This is a genomic window from Embleya sp. NBC_00896 (assembly GCF_045207785.1).
Taxonomy (GTDB): Bacteria; Actinomycetota; Actinomycetes; order Streptomycetales; family Streptomycetaceae; genus Embleya.
Genome location: NZ_CP108776.1, coordinates 6,120,975 through 6,137,014 on the forward strand (window position 1 = coordinate 6,120,975; position 16,040 = coordinate 6,137,014).

The following is a 16,040-nucleotide window of genomic DNA, read 5'->3' on the forward strand; positions in this document are numbered from 1 at the left end:
CGCGTCGATCCATGGTCGACTCCACAGCGCCGGCTTTGGTTTCTATGCTTGCGGCGTGACCGACCCCAATGACCTCGATGTCCGACCGGCGTTCTCGCCGTCCGCAGCCGCCACCGCCCGGGGGGTGATGGCGCTTACCTGCGAGCGTGTGGCCGCGACATTGGCTTCGTACGAGCTGCGGGTCCTGCCGTCGACCGTGGCCCAGTGGGAAGCCGGGACCGAACGACCGAACGAAGCCGAACTGCGCGCCCTCGCCAAATCCCTGGTCGTCCCCATCGGCCAACTCATGGGTGGGCGACCGACGAACCTCCAGGACCACCGGATCGCGGCCGGGTTTACCCGCCCCGAACTCGCCAACCGCGTGCGGATGAAGGAAGTCGGCTACGCCCGGCTCGAACGCGCCAACAAGTGGCGCGCCGACGAGGAGCGCACCGGATTCCTGGTCCGCGCCCTCGGCCTGTCGATGCGCGACCTCGCCGAAGTCTCCGGCGTGGGTCCGGAGTTGGAGGGCCTGCTGGCCGAGGCCGTGGTCGGCCGCTGGAAGACCCGGCTGCCGGACATCACCCGGCTGACCGGCCTGCGACGCAAGCGGATCGGCGACGTGCTCGAGGCGCTGAGCTCGGTCTTCCCCGAGGGCATGGACGTCGCCGACGTGCCGCGAGCCGCCGTGGTCGAGCGCTTCTGGGGCCTGCTCGGCGATCCGGTCGCGGACCCGGGGGCGCCGGGCGTATGGCTGTTGCAGGGACGCTTCGCGTAATCCGTACGAGAGCACCCGGTCCCGGTGTCCGGCACGGCATTCGGTCCGAGGCCCGTACGCAACCCGGTCCTGATGCCCCGTCGGACAGTCGACGGGGCATCGGGACCCTTTCCCGGCCCGATGCTTCCGGTTCCCGGACCGCCGCGGCCGGGACGATCGGGCTACACCGGAACGCTGACCAGCGTCGCGCCGTCCGTCGTGCGTACCTCGAAGCGCGCGAGCTGGTCCTTGGGTGTCCACGTGCCGGTGTGCACGACCAGGGGCGCCTCCGACCCCGGCACGCCGTAGCCCTTGGCCGGGACCATCCAGGTCGAGACCTGCTGTTCCTTGCCGTCCTTGCCGACCGCGACCAGCGAACACCGCAGCGGGCCGCGCACGTTGGACAACTCCAGGGCGAGGTTGGTGCCCCACCCCTTGCTCTCCAGGCCCAGATGCGCGACCGCACCCGTCGTGGGACTGGTCACCCGGATGTTCTGGCCGGTCGCGAAGATGGCCTCCGTCGCGCTCGGTGCGGTCGAGGAGGAGTCGTCCTCGAACCACGCCTTGCCCGCGAGCAGACCCCCGCCGAGACCGACCACGAGCAGCGCGACGCACGCGGCGGCGACCAGGAACATCCGTGGCGTCCGCCGGGCGGCCCGCCGCGCGGCGAGATCGGTCACCGGGGCGGACCCGGTCTCCGAAGGCGATCGCGCCGGCGGAGCGGCCTCCACCACCGGAGCGGCCTCCACCACCGGAGCGGCCTCGACCACCGGGGCGGTCGCGATCGGCCGGACCGGCCCGGCCGACCGCTCGGGTTCCCCGACCGGCGGAGGCAGCTCGTACAGGTCTTCGGAACGCAACTCGGTCAGCAGCGTGGCCATGCCGGAAAAGTCGGCCAACTCCTCGATGCACCGATCGCACGTCGCGAGGTGCTCCTCGAACGCGTCCCGATCGGCCGCCTCCAGCAGGCCGAGCGCGTACGCGCCGACATCGGCGTGCTCGGGTTGGACGGTCATGCCGAAACACCCCTCTCCTCCAGGACGACCCGCAACGCGCGAAGTGCGTAGTACACCCGCGACTTCGCAGTACCCGCGGGGATGCCGAGTACGTCGGCCGCCTGATTGACAGTACGGTCGCGGAAGAACGTTTCGATCAAAATTTCCCGGTGCGATGCCGACAGCGCGTCGAGCGCGTCGCCGACCACGACCGAGCGCAGCAGCCGATCGACCTCGTCGCCGGTCGGCAGCGCCGCCAACGGCTCGTCGCCGACCTCCGGCGGCCGGGCCGAACGGGCCCGCTGCTCGTCGATGACGAGCCGGCGGGCGACCGTGACCAGCCACGGCAGCAGCGGCGCCGACGGGTCGAGCCGCTCGCGGTTTCGCCAGGCCCTGACCAGGACCTCCTGCACGCTGTCCTCGGCTCGTTGACGGTCCCCGCCGTTCAGGCGCGAGACGACGGCCAACAGGGGTCGCGAGTATTCGCGATAGAGCATCGTGACGAACTTCGTCTCGTCATCCGATGTCCCGCCCTCCGACCCCGGTGCGTCCACATCGGTCATCTCCGTTCGGCCTCCTCGCCCGGTAGCCGTGATCCGAGATCCCGGAACAGGCAACACCATATGGGCTAAGCGGGCCGCGCCCGACGCCGTCCACGGCTCGGCTCCACGCCGGGTGCGCGTCGCCCGCCACGACGCCGACTCGGGCGCCGACCCCGGCGCCGACTCAGGCGCCGGCCGGGTCCGGCTCCTCGTCCGGCTCGTTCCCCGGTTCGCCGGACAGCAGTGGACGTTCGAAGACGGTGCGGAGCACGATCGTGGTGCCGGTGCCGCGGATCACCGGGATCGCGCGGATCCGGTCCAACGCCTCGGCGAGGGCGGTGGTCGAGGCCACTCGGACCTTGATCCAGTAGCAGTCCTGGCCCGCGACCTCGTGTACCTCCAGCACGCACGGCTCGCGGCGCAGCGCCGCGTCGACCTGATCGCGCGCCTCCCGGCCGCCGGCGTCGAACCGGAGCGCGACGAACGCGGCGGTGCCGGCGTCCACGCTCTCGGGGGCGAAGTCGGCGTGGTAGCCCCGAATCACGCCGTCGCGCTCCAACCGCTGGAGTCGATCACGGACCGCGGGCTCGGACAGGTCCACGGACTTCGCGAGCGCGCGGACCGTTCGCCGTCCGTCGTTGCTGAGTGCCCGAAGCAGGGCGTGGTCGATGTCGTCGAGCTGCCTGGACACCCGTACTCCTTGTTTTCGCCAACGTCGTGGACCTAATCTACAGAGGTATTCAGCAAATCCACCTCACTTAAGAAGGTTCGAGGGCTACTTTGGCTCTTCAAGAGAGGAATCGATGGCTGCCCTGGATCGCCCTTGGCATCGTCTGGATCGTCTGGGGCTCGACCTACCTGGGCATTCGGTACACCGTCGAGACGATCCCGCCGATGCTCGCCGCCGGCGTCAGGTTCCTGGTCGCGGGGCTGCTGATGTTCGCGTTCGTCGCCCCGCGCCACGCGCGCGGCGCGGACCGCCCGACGTGGCCGCATCTGCGGTCCGCCGCGATCATCGGCTGCCTGCTCCTGGTCGGCGGCAACGGCCTGGTCAGCGTCGCCGAACAGCACCTCGACTCGGGGCTCGCGGCGCTGATCGTGGCGACCGTGCCGGTCTGGATGGTGCTGATCAACGCGATCGTGACGCGCACCCGGATCTCCGCCTCGGTGGTGTTCGCGCTGCTTCTGGGCACGATCGGGATCGCCGTCCTGGTCGGCGGGCCCGGCGGTGACGTGCACGTGGGCTCGGTGGTGCTGATCCTGATCGCGTCGGTGTTGTGGGCGGCCGGCTCGGTGTACGCGCGCGGCGCACCGCTGCCGAGGCATCCGTTGCTGACGACGTCGATCGAGATGATCGCGGCGGGCGTGGTCCTGCTCGTGATCGCGACGGTGCGCGGCGAACCGGGGCGCGTGGTGGTCGCCGACATCTCCACGGCTTCCTGGCTCGGCCTGACCTGGTTGATCCTCGCCGGCTCGATGGTCGCCTTCAGCGCGTACGTGTACGCCAACGCCACACTCCCGAACGACACGGTCGCCACCTACGCGTACGTCAACCCGGTGATCGCGGTCCTGCTCGGCGCGCTGATCGGCCGCGAGTCGATCGGCCCGAACGTCTACCTCGGCGGCGCGGTGATCGTGGTCTCGGTCGTGCTCATCGTGGGCGGCCGCTTCCGCAAACGGCCTGCGGCGCCGGCCCCGGTGCCACCCGACCCGAAGAGCGCGCCGGGAGAGCGCGGGTCGCTCGCCCCGGAGCGCGCGACCACGCCGACCGAACCCGCCCGCTGACCGGTCCCTCCCATACCGACACCCGCCCACCCGGCCCACGGAGCCCGAGTCGTCGAGCCGAGCGTGATGGGCGGGGTGTCGGTCGGGCGCGGGTCAGGGTTTGATGCCGACGGCTCCATAGCCCCAGACGTTCTCGACCGCGTCCAGCGGCTCTTCCGGCTCGGCGTCCGGGTTCCAGTGCGTCCGCAGGCCGGGCTCGACCAGGTCGAAGCCGTCGAACATGGCCAGGATGTCGTCGTAGCTGCGCATGTTCATCTCGGCGGAGGCGTTCTTCCAGCCGTCGGCGCCCGCGCGGCCCTGGTTCGGGTTGGCGTCGAACGAGGCGTGCGACATCAGCAGCATGCTGCCGGAGGGCAGCGCGGCCCGGAGCTCGGCGATGATCTCCCGCGGGTTCTCGTCGTCCTTGATGAAATGCAGGATCGCCACCAGCATCAGCGCGACGGGCTCGCCGAAGTCGATGACCTCCAGCACCTGGGGCGAGGACAGGATGTCCTTGGGCGAGCGCAGATCGGCCTGGGTGAAGGTGGTCCTGCCCGGGCCGCCGTCGGTCATCAGCGCGCGCCCGTGCACGAGCACGATCGGGTCGTTGTCGACGTAGGCCACTCGCGCGTCGGGGGCGATCTCGTGTGCCGCCTCGTGCGTGTTGCCGGCGGTCGGGATGCCCGTACCGATGTCCAGGAACTGCCGGATGCCCCGACGCGCGGCGTACCGGACGGAGCGGCGCAGGAAGAGTCGATTGAGCTGGAGGGTGACCGGCAGATCGGGGATCGTGGCGACGATCGCGTCCGCCGCCGCGCGGTCGACCGCGAAGTTGTTCTTGCCGCCGAGCAGGTAGTCGTAGATCCGTGCGGTGTGCGGGATGCTCGTGTCGATTCGGGTGGGAGCGTGGTTCTCCACCTCGTCGAGACGGGGCAGGCGCCAAGCCTTCCCGTCGCCGTCGCCCGCGTCCTCCGCTGGTATGGGTGTCACGTTCGTACCCTCCACACAACCGATTCCGTACTCCTGCCGAGACTACTGTGTCCATCCGCCGTTCAGGTGAACCCTGTGGCGCTGTCGCAGAATTGCCTCGACCGGTGGCCGCGGACGAACCGCGGGCCGGTGGCGACCGAATGTCGCCGCCGGCCCGCCCCCGATCGGCGCTATGCCGGATTGCCCTCGGCGATCCAGCGGGCGAAGGCGTCGACGCGCTCGGCCGGCCAGGCGCCGTCGCACGGCATCGTGCCCTGGCGCAGGCGGGCCAGGATCGCCTCGGCGTGCGTGGTCACGTCGTCGTGCGACCACAGGTCGAACATGAAGCTCATCGACTTGCGGTCCATCTCGCGAAACAGCGGTTGGATGTGCGCCGCGAAGCCGATCGGCTCGTTCTCGGCGGGCAGTTCGGTCACGGGTTGCTCCGGGGTGGGGGCGAGGGCGGAGACGCGGGCGCCGGGCGTGGCACCGCACACCCACCACCAGCGGGGGACGGGCATGTGCGGCGGCGGGGTGGCGCCCGGCTGGGAGTTCTCCACCGCGATCCGCGAGCCCCACTCGACGTAGCCGGCGAAGGCCGCCCGGAACTCGGCGTCGGTGGGCAGCCCCGCGTCGTCGGCCGCGCGGCTGATCAACTGGGCCCAGCGGGCCCGCCACTCCTCCTTCAGCGCCTTGCCCGCGTGCTCGGCGACCATGTGGTCGTAGCCGCCGTACTGCTCGGTGTAGAGCTTGGGGCCGCCGAACGTCTCGACCAGCCAGGCCGCGACGCGCTCGGGGTGATCGGGCGCCATTCGGGCGAACAGCGGTGCCAGCAACGGGTCTTGCGGGACGTACTTGTCGTAGAAGATGTGCGTCATGCGGGTCAGCGCGGGCAGCCCGCCGGCCCATTCGTACAGGGTCGGTTCGGCGGACGGCGGCGGATCGGCGAAGCCGACGTACCAGTGCATCCCGCTACAGAACGGCTTGTTCCGCGAATGGCCGCACCGACACAGGCTGTAGTGCTCGGTCGACGCGCCGGCGTCGCGCGGTTCGGGCGCGCCGTCCGCGTCCACCAGCGGGATGCCGCCGGTGATCCGGTACGGACCGTCCAGGGACACCTCGATCGCCGGTTCGCGCTGTTGCGGCGGGGGTTGTTGCCCGTCGAGCAGGTGGCCCAGCGCGCCGGAGGGGCAGGCCCGTACGGTCCGGACGATCTCGTCCATCCGGCCGCCGGAGGGCGCCACGAACGGCTCCTCCTTCTGCCGGAACACCGACGAGAGCCGGTCCGTACACAGTCCCGAGTGCGCGCAGAGCCCGCGGTTGTCGGTGACGGTGACCGGGTTGCCCGGGTATTCCTGGCGGTCGTCGGGGACCCGACCGTCCTCCTTGGCGCCGCTGAAGCCGATCCGGGCGTGGCTGCCGTCGCACAGCGGCTTCGTGTCGGACTCGCCGCACCGGCACAGGGCGGTCTGCGGGAGGACATGGATCGTCTCGCCGAGTCGGTCGGTGACCCGGCTCGCGTTGGTGACCAGGTACGGTCCGTTCGGCGCCACCTGGATCCGCGGGGGCAACCCGGCCTGGATCTCGGCCAGCTCGGCGACCCGGGCGGTTCGGGCGTCGTCGTCCTCGGTGAACAGCCAGGCCAGGTGCTGGAGTGCGGCGGCGGCCTCGTGGACGCCGAGCGGCAGGTCGGGCTCGACGCGCAGGCGGGTGACGTCCTTTGCGAGATCCCACACCCGGTCCGCCGGATCCCCGGTCTCGGCCGGTTCGTCCGAACCGGTCTCGGCGTTGCCGCCGACCGTCACCAGGGCCTCGGTCAGCGGGCGGAGCACCGAGTCGCGCAGTGGCTCGGCGGCGGTCACATCGGTCATCAGGCCGGTGAGATCCCGGTCCAGGACGCGCGCGCGAGTCAGGACATCCCGCAAACGCGCCTCGATCGGCGTGCCGGTCACGGGGTGCCGCCCGTGGGTCCGACCGGCGGGATGATGGAACGGTTGAACACGATTGTCACGCTCGATACCCCTGTCTCGGTGCGTTGCTGATCCGAAACAATACAGGAGTGTATTGAAATGGAAAGAGTCAATCGCGGCTCCGGTCGGGCCCGGGACAGTGCGATCGACGCCCGGATCCTGGCGGCCGCGCGCCGCCACCTGTCCCGGGACGGCTACGCCGCGATGTCGATCGCGGCCGTCGCCCAGGAGGCGGGCACCACCCGGCAGGCCCTGTACCGCCGCTGGGCCGGCAAGGCCGAACTCGCCGCGGCGGTGGTCGCGGAGCTAGGGGCGGAGGACGGCGTCGACGTCACCGCCGAGGACCCGTTCTCGACGCTGGTGGCCGAACTCGTCGACTTCGAACGCGGCGTCTCCCGGCCCGGCCGACTCTCGCTGGTCGGCACGATGTTGCAGGACACCACCGACCCCGACCTGCGCGCCCGCTATCGCGCCCGGGTGATCGCGCCGCGCCGGGCCCGCCTCCTGGCCGCCTTCGAGGCCGCCCGGCTCCTGGGGCACATCGACCCCGACGCCGATCTGGAGATCGCCCTCACCATGTGCACGGGGGCCTGGTACGGCCGTGAACTCGCCGGCGCCCCGGCCCCGGCGGACTGGCCTCGGCGCACGGCGGCGCTGGTGTGGCGCGCGATGGGCGGCACGGTCCCGGCTCGGAGCGGCGCCGGTGGCGCCGACGGCAAGCCGCCGCATCCGGATCGGCCCGCCGACCAGGTCTGACGCAAGCGTGGCGCCACGAGACGAGGACCTCGTCGGTCACCGGGCGGCCGACGAGGTCCTCGTCTCGTGGCGCGCCCGCGGGATCGCTCCGATCACCGCGCGCTGCGGCGCTCACGCCTTTTCCGCACCATTCATGATTCGTTTCCCAGCGGATTCACTTCCCGATCCGGTGCGGATTCGCCCGGTTCACGGGTCCCGGCAGTACGACACCCGAAAAAAGATCGTCGGTCCATTCGACGGTCATCCTCCGGGGCGGAAATCACCGGCAGACGCGTGAGAGCGGGTCATCCTGGGAACTGCCGTTGTACCTGGAGTGCCAATGGATTACCGCGGATCGGATCGGCCATTCACGAACTGTCGGGTTCGCGCAGTGGGAGGGAACGAGCATCGGGAACCCACCCTTTCGGCGACCCGGCTCACGGCAGGGCTCCGAGCCGCCGACGCCATCGGTGCCTCGGCTGGGCGCGGTCGGCTCCGGAGCGATCCGGGCGCTGTCCTGTCGGCAGGACGGCGGTCGGCGTCCGGGCGGCGCGCGTACCGCGCCTCTTGTAAAGCTCTCCCCGAGCCCTCTACGTTGATGCTGCGGTGCTCTCCAGGGCAATACCGAATGCGTTTCTCCCGGACTTCCGGTCGAGATGTGCGCACCATGCGAGATCATCGGCAGCGTGCCTGACGAGAGTTATCTCGATTCCCGATCAGGATCCTCTTCGGTTTTCGTGACCGACCCGTCGAATATACGGAAGTCCCTGTCGCCGCCACGCTAGCGGGAGAGTTTTCTATGGGTATCAGTGAACGTGAGATCTACGACGTGGTGGGCATCGGATTCGGCCCGTCCAATCTGTCGCTCGCCATCGCTCTGGACGAGCATCGGGCCGATTCGGCGGACCCGGTCGGGGTCCGGGCCGCGTTCTTCGAGCGGCAGCCCTCGTTCGGCTGGCACCGCAACATGCTGCTGCCGTCGGCGACCATGCAGATCTCCTTCCTGAAGGATCTGGCCACCTTCCGCAACCCGGTCTCGCGGTTCAGCTTCGTCTCGTATCTGCACGCATCGGGCCGACTGCCGCAATTCGTCAACAACCAGGACTTCTTTCCGACCCGCCAGGAATTCCACCAGTACCTGGAATGGGCCGGAGCGTGCTTCACCGACCGCGTCGCCTACGACTCGCAGGTCACCGCGATCCGACTGCCGGCGGAGGCCGGGGCCGGCTCTCCGGAGTGTCTGCGGCTCGAGATCCGAACCGGGTCCGGCACCAGGCGGGTCGACGCGCGCAACGTGGCCATCTCGACGGGCCTGGTCCCGCGCATGCCGAAGGGCGTGTCGCGCGATGAACGCGTCTGGCACAGCTCGGAGTTCCTGGAGAAGTACAGCAGGATGAACCCCCACGACCTCAAGAGTGTGGCGGTGGTCGGGGCCGGTCAGAGCGCGGCCGAGATCACCCGGTTCCTGTACGACTCGCTCCCGGACGCACGGGTCTCCGCGATCATCCCGTCCTACGGCTACTCCGTCGCGGACGACACCCCCTTCGCGAACCAGGTGTTCGATCCCGGTGCGGTCGACGACTACTACTTCGGGACCGACCGGACGCGCGAGGCGTTCTGGCGCTACCACAGCAACACGAACTACTCGGTCGTCGACGACGAGGTCATCCGGGACCTCTACCGGCGCTCGTACGAGGAAGAGGTGCGCAACACCAAGCGTCTGCACTTCCTCAACCTGACCAGGGTCGAGGACGTCAAGCGGGCCGGCAACGAGACGCGGGTCCTGCTGCGTTCGCTGCTCGACGACGATTCGCCGGAACTGGACGTGGACGCACTGGTCTTCGCCACCGGGTACGACGTCATGGAGCCGACCGGCCTGCTCGGCGAGCTCGATCGGTACTGCCTGCGCGACGCCGCCGGCCGGCACCGGTTGACCCGCGACTATCGCCTGGTGACCACGCCCGAACTGCCCTGCGGCATCTACCTTCAGGGCGGCAGCGAACACACCCACGGGCTGACCTCGTCCCTGCTGTCGAACCTCGCGGTCCGCAGCGGCGAGATCGCCGAGTCCATCGTCCGGCGGCGCGCGGAGCACGAGCGTGAGCGGGCCTCGGCCCGCCCGATGGAGGACGTCGGCGAAACGGTGTGACCGCGCACCCGGGAGCGGCCCGTCGGCGATGCCGACGGGCCGCTCCCGGTGACATGCCCTACAGGAACGGCGACATCGGGTCGCCGCCGAGGCGCAGTTCGCCGACCGTCTCCAGGACGCGGTCCTGGACCGCGATGTGTTGGCAGGCGGCGTTGATGTCGCGCGAACGGGTGCTGGCCATGCGGGAGTTGTGGACGAAGGGGGTCGCCTCCTACGCGGGCGAGTTCGTCCGGTTCCAGCCGAGCCGGATGTGGCCGAAACCGGTCGCGCCGGGCGGCCCCCCGATCCTGCTCGGCGGATTCGGTGGGCCGGTCCTGTGCCGGCACATCGCGGAGTACGCCGACGGCTGGCTGCCGGTGGGCGGCCCGGCCGTGGCCCAGGGCCTGCCGCGTGTGCGGGCGGCGGTCGAACGGGCCGGCCGCGACCCGGGCGCGTTGCGGGTGATTCCGTGCGGCGGCTTCCCCCTTCGTCCCGGGAGATCGACGACTACCGGGACTCGGGCATCGACGAGGTGCTGTTGACCGTCCCGCACACCACCCGGGACGAGGTGCTGACCACCCTGGACCACTACGCCAAGAGCTACGGGATCCGCTGAACCGGCTCAGCCCGTGCGGTGGCCCCGGTGGGTGTGGTGATGCCGGCGGAAGCGGACGGCGGCCGCGACGACGAGCAGTACGGCGAGGATCTGCACGGCGTGCGCGTCGACGCGCAGGCACAGCGCGATCAGGACGAGCAGCAGTACGGCCTGCTTGTAACGGCCGCCGCGGCCGTGGTGCCGGCCGCGGCCGTGCTCGTGCCGATCCGTCCGCGAGTGGCGTTCCCGCCGCTCCTCGCGACCCTGTCGGTCGTGGCGGGCGTGCCGCTCCGACCGGCTTGTGCCGCGTCGCCGCTCGGCGGGCTCGGCCGGCCGGTCCGGGTCGTTCGGCAGCTTGGCCAGCCCGGCTGTCGCGGCGGCCAGTTCCGCGCCGGTCTCGGCGGTGAAGACGCCGGCCAGGCGGCTGTCCAGGTCGGCGATCTCCAGGGTGCCGAGGGCGTAGTGCTCGGCGAGGAACGCCGCCGCCGCGTCGCGCTCGGCCTCGTGGACCGCGATCTCGATGTCGTTCGTCATCGAACTGCCCCCATCTGCTTCGTGGCCGGCGAAGCGGCCGAATCCCGCGGTGTGGACGGCGCTTCGCCCACGGGTCCGGCCGCCGCGTCCGGCGCGACCGGGTCCGTCGTCGGTACCGGCTCCTCGTCCCGCGGCCGACGCGGCAGCAGGAACGCGACCAGGACCACGAGCAGGAGCCCACCCACGACCACCCACAACGTCCGCTCCATCGCGTCGGCGTACGCGCCCGCGTGGTTCGTGCTGCCCGAGTCGCCCACCGCGTCGAAGAACAGCGTGCCCAGGATCGCCACCCCCAGCGTGGCGCCGAGCTGCTGGTTGGCGTTGAGCACGCCCGAGGCGGAGCCGGTCTCGTGGTCCTCGACGCTCGCCAGCGCGATGTCGAAGAACGGGGCCAGCAGCAGGCCCATCCCGATGCCGGTGACCACCAGGGACGGCATCAGCTGCCACGCGCCGACGTCGGCACCGACCGAATGCAGTGTCAACGACATCGCCGCGACCCCCGCGGCCATCACCACGGCGCCCGCGTGCAGCACGGTGCGCCCGAAGCGCGGGACCAGCACGGCGCCGGCCGACAGCGCGCCGATCACCACGCCCACGGCGATCGGCGTCGAGGCGAGGCCGGCGTGGATCGCCGTCCAGCCGAGCCCGATCTGTAGGAACAGGCCGAAGACCAGCAGCAAACCGTTCATCGCGGCGAAGAACACGATGCCCACCGCGAGGCTGCCGCTGAAGGCGCGCTTGGCGATCAGGCTCGGCACCACGAGCGGGGACCCGCCCGCGCCGGCCACCCGCTTCTCCCACCACGCGAAGACGAGGAGCACCGGCAGCGCCGCGCCCATCGACACGAACGTCCAGGCGGGCCAGTCGGATTCGCGGCCCTGGACCAGCGGGTAGATCAGCAGCAGGGCGGCGACCGAGACCAGGACCATGCCCACCGGGTCCAGTCGGGGCCGCTGCTCGGCGCGCGATTCGGGCACGTAGCGCAGCGCGCCCCAGATCGCGATCAGCCCGAGCGGCACGTTGATCAGGAAGATCGCCCGCCAGCCGGTGCCCGCGAGGTCCGCCTTGATCAGCGCGCCCGCGACGATCGGGCCGCCGACCGAGGCCAGCGCCATCACCGGACCGAACGCGCCGAACGCCTTGCCCCGCTCGGCCGGTGCGAACACCGACACCACCACGGAGTAGGTCTGCGGGATGGTCAGCGCGGCGAACAGGCCCTGAATCGCGCGGACGGCGATCAGGAACCCGATCGACGGCGCGAGGGCGCACAGCGCCGACGTGAGGGTGAATCCGCCGAGGCCGATCAGGAACATCCGGCGCCGGCCCACGATGTCGCCGAGCCGACCGCCGGTGATCAGGCCGACCGCGAACGCGAGCGTGTACGCGGCGGCGATCCACTGGAGCGCGGTCGAGCCGCCGCCGAGGTCCGCCCGGACCGACGGGGCGGCCACCCCGATGATCGTCGAGTCGAGCAGATCCATGGTCTCGGCCAGCAATACGACCGCGAGTGCCGCCCATCGCCACCGATACGGCGACGGGTCCTCCACCGGTGGCGATGCCGTCGGCTTGGCGAGTGCGTCCATTTCAACTCCTTACGAATGTCGTTCGTTCCAACGATCGCTGTTCTTTCATCTGTCAGTGTTCGTGTCAACTACGCTGTTCGCAACCCTCGATCGACACAGGACGGCTACAGATGGCGAAAACGTCGCGGACCCGGCCCAGAGCCGCCGCCGGCCAGCCGCCGGCGAGCGCCGGCACCGGTGTGCCGGAACTCCCCACCCCACCGTGGCGACGCCGCCGCGCCAGGCCCGTGCGGCCGCCGCTGAGTCAGGCGTCGATCGTGGAGGCCGCGCTGGCCGTGCTCGACGACGGAGGGCTCGAGGCGGTGAGCATGCGCAGGGTCGCCGACGAGTTGGACACCGGCCCCGCGTCGCTCTACGTGCATGTATCGAGCAAGGAGGAGCTGCTCGAACTGGTGCTCGACCACGTGCTCGGCGAGGTGCGGATCCCGACGCCGGACCCCGAGCGCTGGCAGGCCCAGCTCAAGGAGGTGGTGCTGGAGTTCCGCGAGGTCCTGGCCTCGCACGCGGACCTCGGGCGGGCGGTGTTGGCCGCGATTCCCTCGGGGCCGAACGCGCTGCGGATCAGCGAGGGGCTGCTGGCCATCATGCGCGGCGGCGGCGTGCCCGAACAGGCGTGCGCGTGGGTGCTCGACGTGCTCCAGCTCTACATCTCGGCCGACGTCTACGAGGCGGCGCTGTACCTGTCCCGGGCCGAGGAGGGCGAGGACCCGATGGCGATGGCGCAGGCGTATCTGGGCGAGGTGATCGGTTCGCTGCCCAAGGAGCGGTTCCCGACCCTGATCGCGCTGATGCCGCACATGATCAGCGGCGACCGCAAGGCCAGGATCGAGTTCGGCCTGGACATCTTCGTCCGGGGCCTGGCCGGGATTCCTCGACCGTGACGTGCCGGTGCGCCGGGCCCGGACGCACTCGCGTCCCGGCCCGGCGCACCGCGTTCATCGGGGTCAGGCCACCCGCACGCAATACTCCACGCCGTCCCCGAGGGTCAGCGCCACGGTCGCGTACCCGTTGCGCGGGTCGCGCACGTACGCGTAGAACTCGCGCAGCGGCTCCGGCGGTACGGGCCCGCCCTGCGGCAGGTCGTCGGCGAGCACCACGGCGCCCGGCCGAAGGTGGGGTTCGAGCAGCTTGAGCACCGGCAGGTAGACGTTCGGCCAGCCGTCGAGCAGCACCAGGTCGATCGGCCCGTCGACGTCGCGCAGGGTTTCGAGCGCGTCCCCGACCCGGATGTCCACCAGATCGCCGAGGCCGGCCGCGTCCAGGTGGTTCCTGGCCGCTTCGGCCTTGTTCTGCTGGATCTCGGCGGTGACCAGCCGGCCGCCGCCGTTGTCGCGCAGGCCGGCCGCCAGGTGCAGCGCCGACACGCCGAACGAGGTGCCGAACTCGACCACGTTGACGGCCTTGTGGCTGCGCACGAGCGTGTACAGGAACCGCCCGACGTTGCGGTCCACCGCGAGCAGGACGTCGGTGAGCGCCTCGCACAGATCATGGTCGAAGGTGAGCTGGGCGCCCGCCAACTCCGAGACCCGCTCCTCGAGTTCCTCGTTCTGCGCCTCCTCGGTGGCGAAGAGCTTGTCGATCACGCCGGCGACGGCGGGGGAGTCGATGGTCAGCGTCACGGTTGTTTCCTTTTCTCGTGGTTCGGTGCGAAGTGGTGCCGATGGTGGTGCGATCGTGGCGTCACCGGGCGAGCGCGGCGGCCGCCTCGGGGACGGTCCGGAAGCCGTTCTCGACGCTGATGAACGACTCCAGCACGCGTACGTGGCCCTCGGTGAGCAGCGGGCAGTCCCGCAGCTCCTCGGCGAGCAGGAAGTAGTACTCCAGATGCTCGGTCTCCAGCAGGATGGAGTCCGAGAAATCGGCGTGGAAGGACTCGTTGTCGAACAGTCGCGCACCGACCCGGTCGGCGTACTTGCCGAAGATCGGCAGCACGTGCGCGCCCCGGTAGCTCTTGCGCTCGTCGCGGCTGAGCGCCAGCCAGGACGGCGCGAACTCCAGCGTGAGCAGGATCGTGTAGGTCATGCCGGCACCCCCGCTCCGGCGCGCGCGTCCTCGGCCGCGTCGAACTGCGGGTAGCCGTCCTCGTAGCCGAGGATGATCCGCTCGATCGTCACGAATCCCTGCGCGAGCAGGTGGTTGTCCCGGAACTCCTCGATGAAGAAGTAGTAGTCCCGGAGATCGGCGGCCTCGATCACGACCATGTGCGAGAAGCGCGGGTCGAAGCCGAGGCTGTTGAAGAAGCGGATCGAGAGCCGGTCCGCGTAGCGGCCGACGAGGGGCTGCAGATGCTCCTCCTCGATCTTGCGGCGGTCGGCCGGGTCCAGCGCGTGCCACGTGCGGGAGAAGCTGGTGAGCAGGACGATCGTGGTCTTCATCGGTCCTCCGGGAGCTACCGTCGTGGTGACTCGGGGTGGTGGGCGGGACTGTTCAGATGTCGGTGCGCGGCGCCGGCAGATCGCCTCGGCGCGGGGTGTGCACGTGCTCGGCGCCGGAGAAGTCGTGGATCAGCTGCCGCAGTTCGTCGTTCAGCAGTTCGTCGGCCGTGCGCGGATTGCCGTCGTCGTCGAACAGCCGCTCCGCGAAGCTCCGGGTGATCGCCATCTGCATCCGGTAGGCCGGCACCTCGGCGATGTCCACCCCGGTGAGCTTGCCGATCAAGGTGGTGAAGTCGTCGGCGAGCCGGGAGTTGAGCGTCTCGATGGCGGTCAGGAGTTCGCGGGTGCGGGCCCGCTGTTCGGTGCTGAGCCGGGAGTACAGCTCGCGCATGACGATGTGGTCGACCTTGATGTGCCGGGCCTCGTCCAGCCCGTGCAGGTGCAGCAGTCGGGTGACGAAGTAGCGCCGGTCGGGGTCGAGCCGGTCGGTCCGCCGCTCGAACACGGTGATCACCGATTCGCCGACGTAGGCCGAGGCGCACAGCGCGATCAGCTTGACCCACGGGTGGTCGTCCTGCTGGAAGACGCTCAACCGCTCGCCGAATCGGCTGTCCGGCAGCCGCGGTTCGAAGCCGGAGATCTCTCGGACGTAGCGGAAGAAGGTGTTGGCGTGGTGCAGTTCCTCGGCCGCGAAGCACGAGAGCGCGTGGTGCAGTTCGTAGCCCTCGGACAACTCGCCGAGCCCCGGGTGGAGCGGCATCTCGCTGAGGATGAGCGCCATCGTGGCGCTCACGTGCCGTTCGATCTCGGCGAGTTGGGCCAGCTCCTTGACGACGTAGGCGATCGCCTCGCGTTCGTGCCCGGGGTCGCCGTAAGCGACGACCGACAGGTACTCCAGGTTCTCCGGGGTCACCGCCTGGGGCCACACGAAGGCGTTCGGGTGGAAGGTGTTGACGTGCGCGAGCGCCATGATCCCGCCGAGCCGGTCGCGTAGTTCGCGGTCGCCGTGCACATCCGTTCCGGATATCGGGGCAGTAGACATGAACACCTCTGATCGCTGGTGATCGGGATGGTGCGGGTGCGCACGGCGCCGGTGCCGCCGCCGTGCGCGGGG

At 70.4% G+C, this 16,040-nt stretch carries 18 protein-coding genes and 1 pseudogene; 7 read left to right on the forward strand and 12 right to left on the reverse strand.

All coding sequences use genetic code 11. From position 1 onward, the window contains the following. The first annotated feature begins 55 nt into the window (after positions 1-55). Positions 56-757 (forward strand): transcriptional regulator, encoded by a 702-nt coding sequence (locus OG928_RS27725; protein WP_406288611.1) that lies wholly within the window; start codon positions 56-58, stop codon positions 755-757. Positions 758-918: 161 nt separating this feature from the next. Here the strand turns inward: OG928_RS27725 and OG928_RS27730 are convergent, their stop codons facing one another. From OG928_RS27730 to OG928_RS27740, 3 genes are all read right to left on the reverse strand, one after another. Continuing rightward, a complete protein-coding gene (locus tag OG928_RS27730; RefSeq protein WP_406288613.1) occupies positions 919-1,752 on the reverse strand; it encodes an anti-sigma factor family protein in 834 nt (277 codons plus the stop codon). Further along, the gene (locus tag OG928_RS27735; RefSeq protein ID WP_406288615.1) at positions 1,749-2,294 is read right to left on the reverse strand and encodes a sigma-70 family RNA polymerase sigma factor; all 546 of its coding nucleotides are present in this window, start codon (positions 2,292-2,294) and stop codon (positions 1,749-1,751) included. Before OG928_RS27735 ends, OG928_RS27730 begins: the two co-directional genes overlap by 4 nt. A 163-nt stretch (positions 2,295-2,457) precedes the next feature. After that, complete coding sequence (locus OG928_RS27740) at positions 2,458-2,964, reverse strand: Lrp/AsnC family transcriptional regulator (RefSeq protein ID WP_406288618.1); 507 nt, start codon at positions 2,962-2,964, stop codon at positions 2,458-2,460. 89 nt (positions 2,965-3,053) lie between these two features. Between OG928_RS27740 and OG928_RS27745 the strand changes: the two genes are divergently transcribed. Continuing rightward, entirely contained in the window at positions 3,054-4,058 is a 1,005-nt protein-coding gene (locus tag OG928_RS27745; protein ID WP_406288620.1) for an EamA family transporter, read from the forward strand. Between the two features lie 93 nt (positions 4,059-4,151). Here OG928_RS27745 and OG928_RS27750 read toward each other — a convergent pair whose 3' ends face one another. Together OG928_RS27750 and OG928_RS27755 are read right to left on the reverse strand one after the other, a co-directional pair. After that, on the reverse strand, positions 4,152-5,027 hold the full coding sequence (locus OG928_RS27750; protein WP_406288623.1) for an SAM-dependent methyltransferase: 876 nt from the start codon (positions 5,025-5,027) through the stop codon (positions 4,152-4,154). A 170-nt stretch (positions 5,028-5,197) separates the two neighbouring features. Next, entirely contained in the window at positions 5,198-6,958 is a 1,761-nt protein-coding gene (locus OG928_RS27755) for a CDGSH iron-sulfur domain-containing protein (RefSeq protein ID WP_406288626.1), read from the reverse strand. Positions 6,959-7,075: 117 nt separating this feature from the next. Here OG928_RS27755 and OG928_RS27760 point away from each other — a divergent pair, with 117 nt between their 5' ends. Then, positions 7,076-7,732, forward strand: coding sequence for a TetR/AcrR family transcriptional regulator (locus OG928_RS27760; RefSeq protein WP_406288628.1), 657 nt, complete (start codon positions 7,076-7,078; stop codon positions 7,730-7,732). A gap of 778 nt (positions 7,733-8,510) precedes the next feature. Continuing rightward, positions 8,511-9,860 carry a lysine N(6)-hydroxylase/L-ornithine N(5)-oxygenase family protein gene (locus tag OG928_RS27765; RefSeq protein ID WP_406288630.1) on the forward strand — a complete coding sequence of 450 codons (1,350 nt, stop codon included), beginning with the start codon at positions 8,511-8,513 and terminating at the stop codon, positions 9,858-9,860. Positions 9,861-9,918: 58 nt separating this feature from the next. Here OG928_RS27765 and OG928_RS27770 read toward each other — a convergent pair whose 3' ends face one another. Further along, entirely contained in the window at positions 9,919-10,041 is a 123-nt protein-coding gene (locus OG928_RS27770; protein ID WP_406288632.1) for a hypothetical protein, read from the reverse strand. Here OG928_RS27770 and OG928_RS27775 point away from each other — a divergent pair. Continuing rightward, a pseudogene (locus OG928_RS27775) lies at positions 10,040-10,246 on the forward strand (LLM class flavin-dependent oxidoreductase); the annotation flags it as partial. The gene OG928_RS27770 and the pseudogene OG928_RS27775 overlap by 2 nt on opposite strands. Before the next feature lie 62 nt (positions 10,247-10,308). After that, the gene (locus OG928_RS27780; RefSeq protein ID WP_406291337.1) at positions 10,309-10,455 is read left to right on the forward strand and encodes a hypothetical protein; all 147 of its coding nucleotides are present in this window, start codon (positions 10,309-10,311) and stop codon (positions 10,453-10,455) included. Positions 10,456-10,461: 6 nt separating this feature from the next. Here OG928_RS27780 and OG928_RS27785 read toward each other — a convergent pair whose 3' ends face one another. Both OG928_RS27785 and OG928_RS27790 read right to left on the reverse strand, forming a co-directional pair. Next, positions 10,462-10,968 (reverse strand): DUF1707 domain-containing protein, encoded by a 507-nt coding sequence (locus tag OG928_RS27785; protein ID WP_406288634.1) that lies wholly within the window; start codon positions 10,966-10,968, stop codon positions 10,462-10,464. Further along, on the reverse strand, positions 10,965-12,551 hold the full coding sequence (locus tag OG928_RS27790) for an MFS transporter (RefSeq protein ID WP_406288637.1): 1,587 nt from the start codon (positions 12,549-12,551) through the stop codon (positions 10,965-10,967). Before OG928_RS27790 ends, OG928_RS27785 begins: the two co-directional genes overlap by 4 nt. Before the next feature lie 110 nt (positions 12,552-12,661). Between OG928_RS27790 and OG928_RS27795 the strand changes: the two genes are divergently transcribed. After that, positions 12,662-13,432, forward strand: coding sequence for a TetR/AcrR family transcriptional regulator (locus OG928_RS27795; protein ID WP_406288640.1), 771 nt, complete (start codon positions 12,662-12,664; stop codon positions 13,430-13,432). A 63-nt stretch (positions 13,433-13,495) separates the two neighbouring features. On the opposite strand, the gene OG928_RS27800 is transcribed toward OG928_RS27795, so the two are convergent. From OG928_RS27800 to OG928_RS27815, 4 genes are all read right to left on the reverse strand, one after another. Next, positions 13,496-14,170, reverse strand: a complete 675-nt coding sequence (locus OG928_RS27800) for an O-methyltransferase (protein WP_406288643.1) — start codon at positions 14,168-14,170, stop codon at positions 13,496-13,498. Between the two features lie 61 nt (positions 14,171-14,231). After that, on the reverse strand, positions 14,232-14,573 hold the full coding sequence (locus tag OG928_RS27805) for a darcynin family protein (RefSeq protein ID WP_406288645.1): 342 nt from the start codon (positions 14,571-14,573) through the stop codon (positions 14,232-14,234). Beyond that, positions 14,570-15,007: a darcynin family protein gene (locus tag OG928_RS27810; RefSeq protein WP_406291267.1), complete on the reverse strand. Its 438-nt coding sequence runs from the start codon at positions 15,005-15,007 to the stop codon at positions 14,570-14,572. The genes OG928_RS27805 and OG928_RS27810 overlap by 4 nt, the downstream gene beginning before the upstream one ends. Beyond that, positions 14,979-15,968 carry a diiron oxygenase gene (locus tag OG928_RS27815; RefSeq protein WP_406288648.1) on the reverse strand — a complete coding sequence of 330 codons (990 nt, stop codon included), beginning with the start codon at positions 15,966-15,968 and terminating at the stop codon, positions 14,979-14,981. The genes OG928_RS27810 and OG928_RS27815 overlap by 29 nt, the downstream gene beginning before the upstream one ends. Positions 15,969-16,040 lie beyond the last annotated feature (72 nt).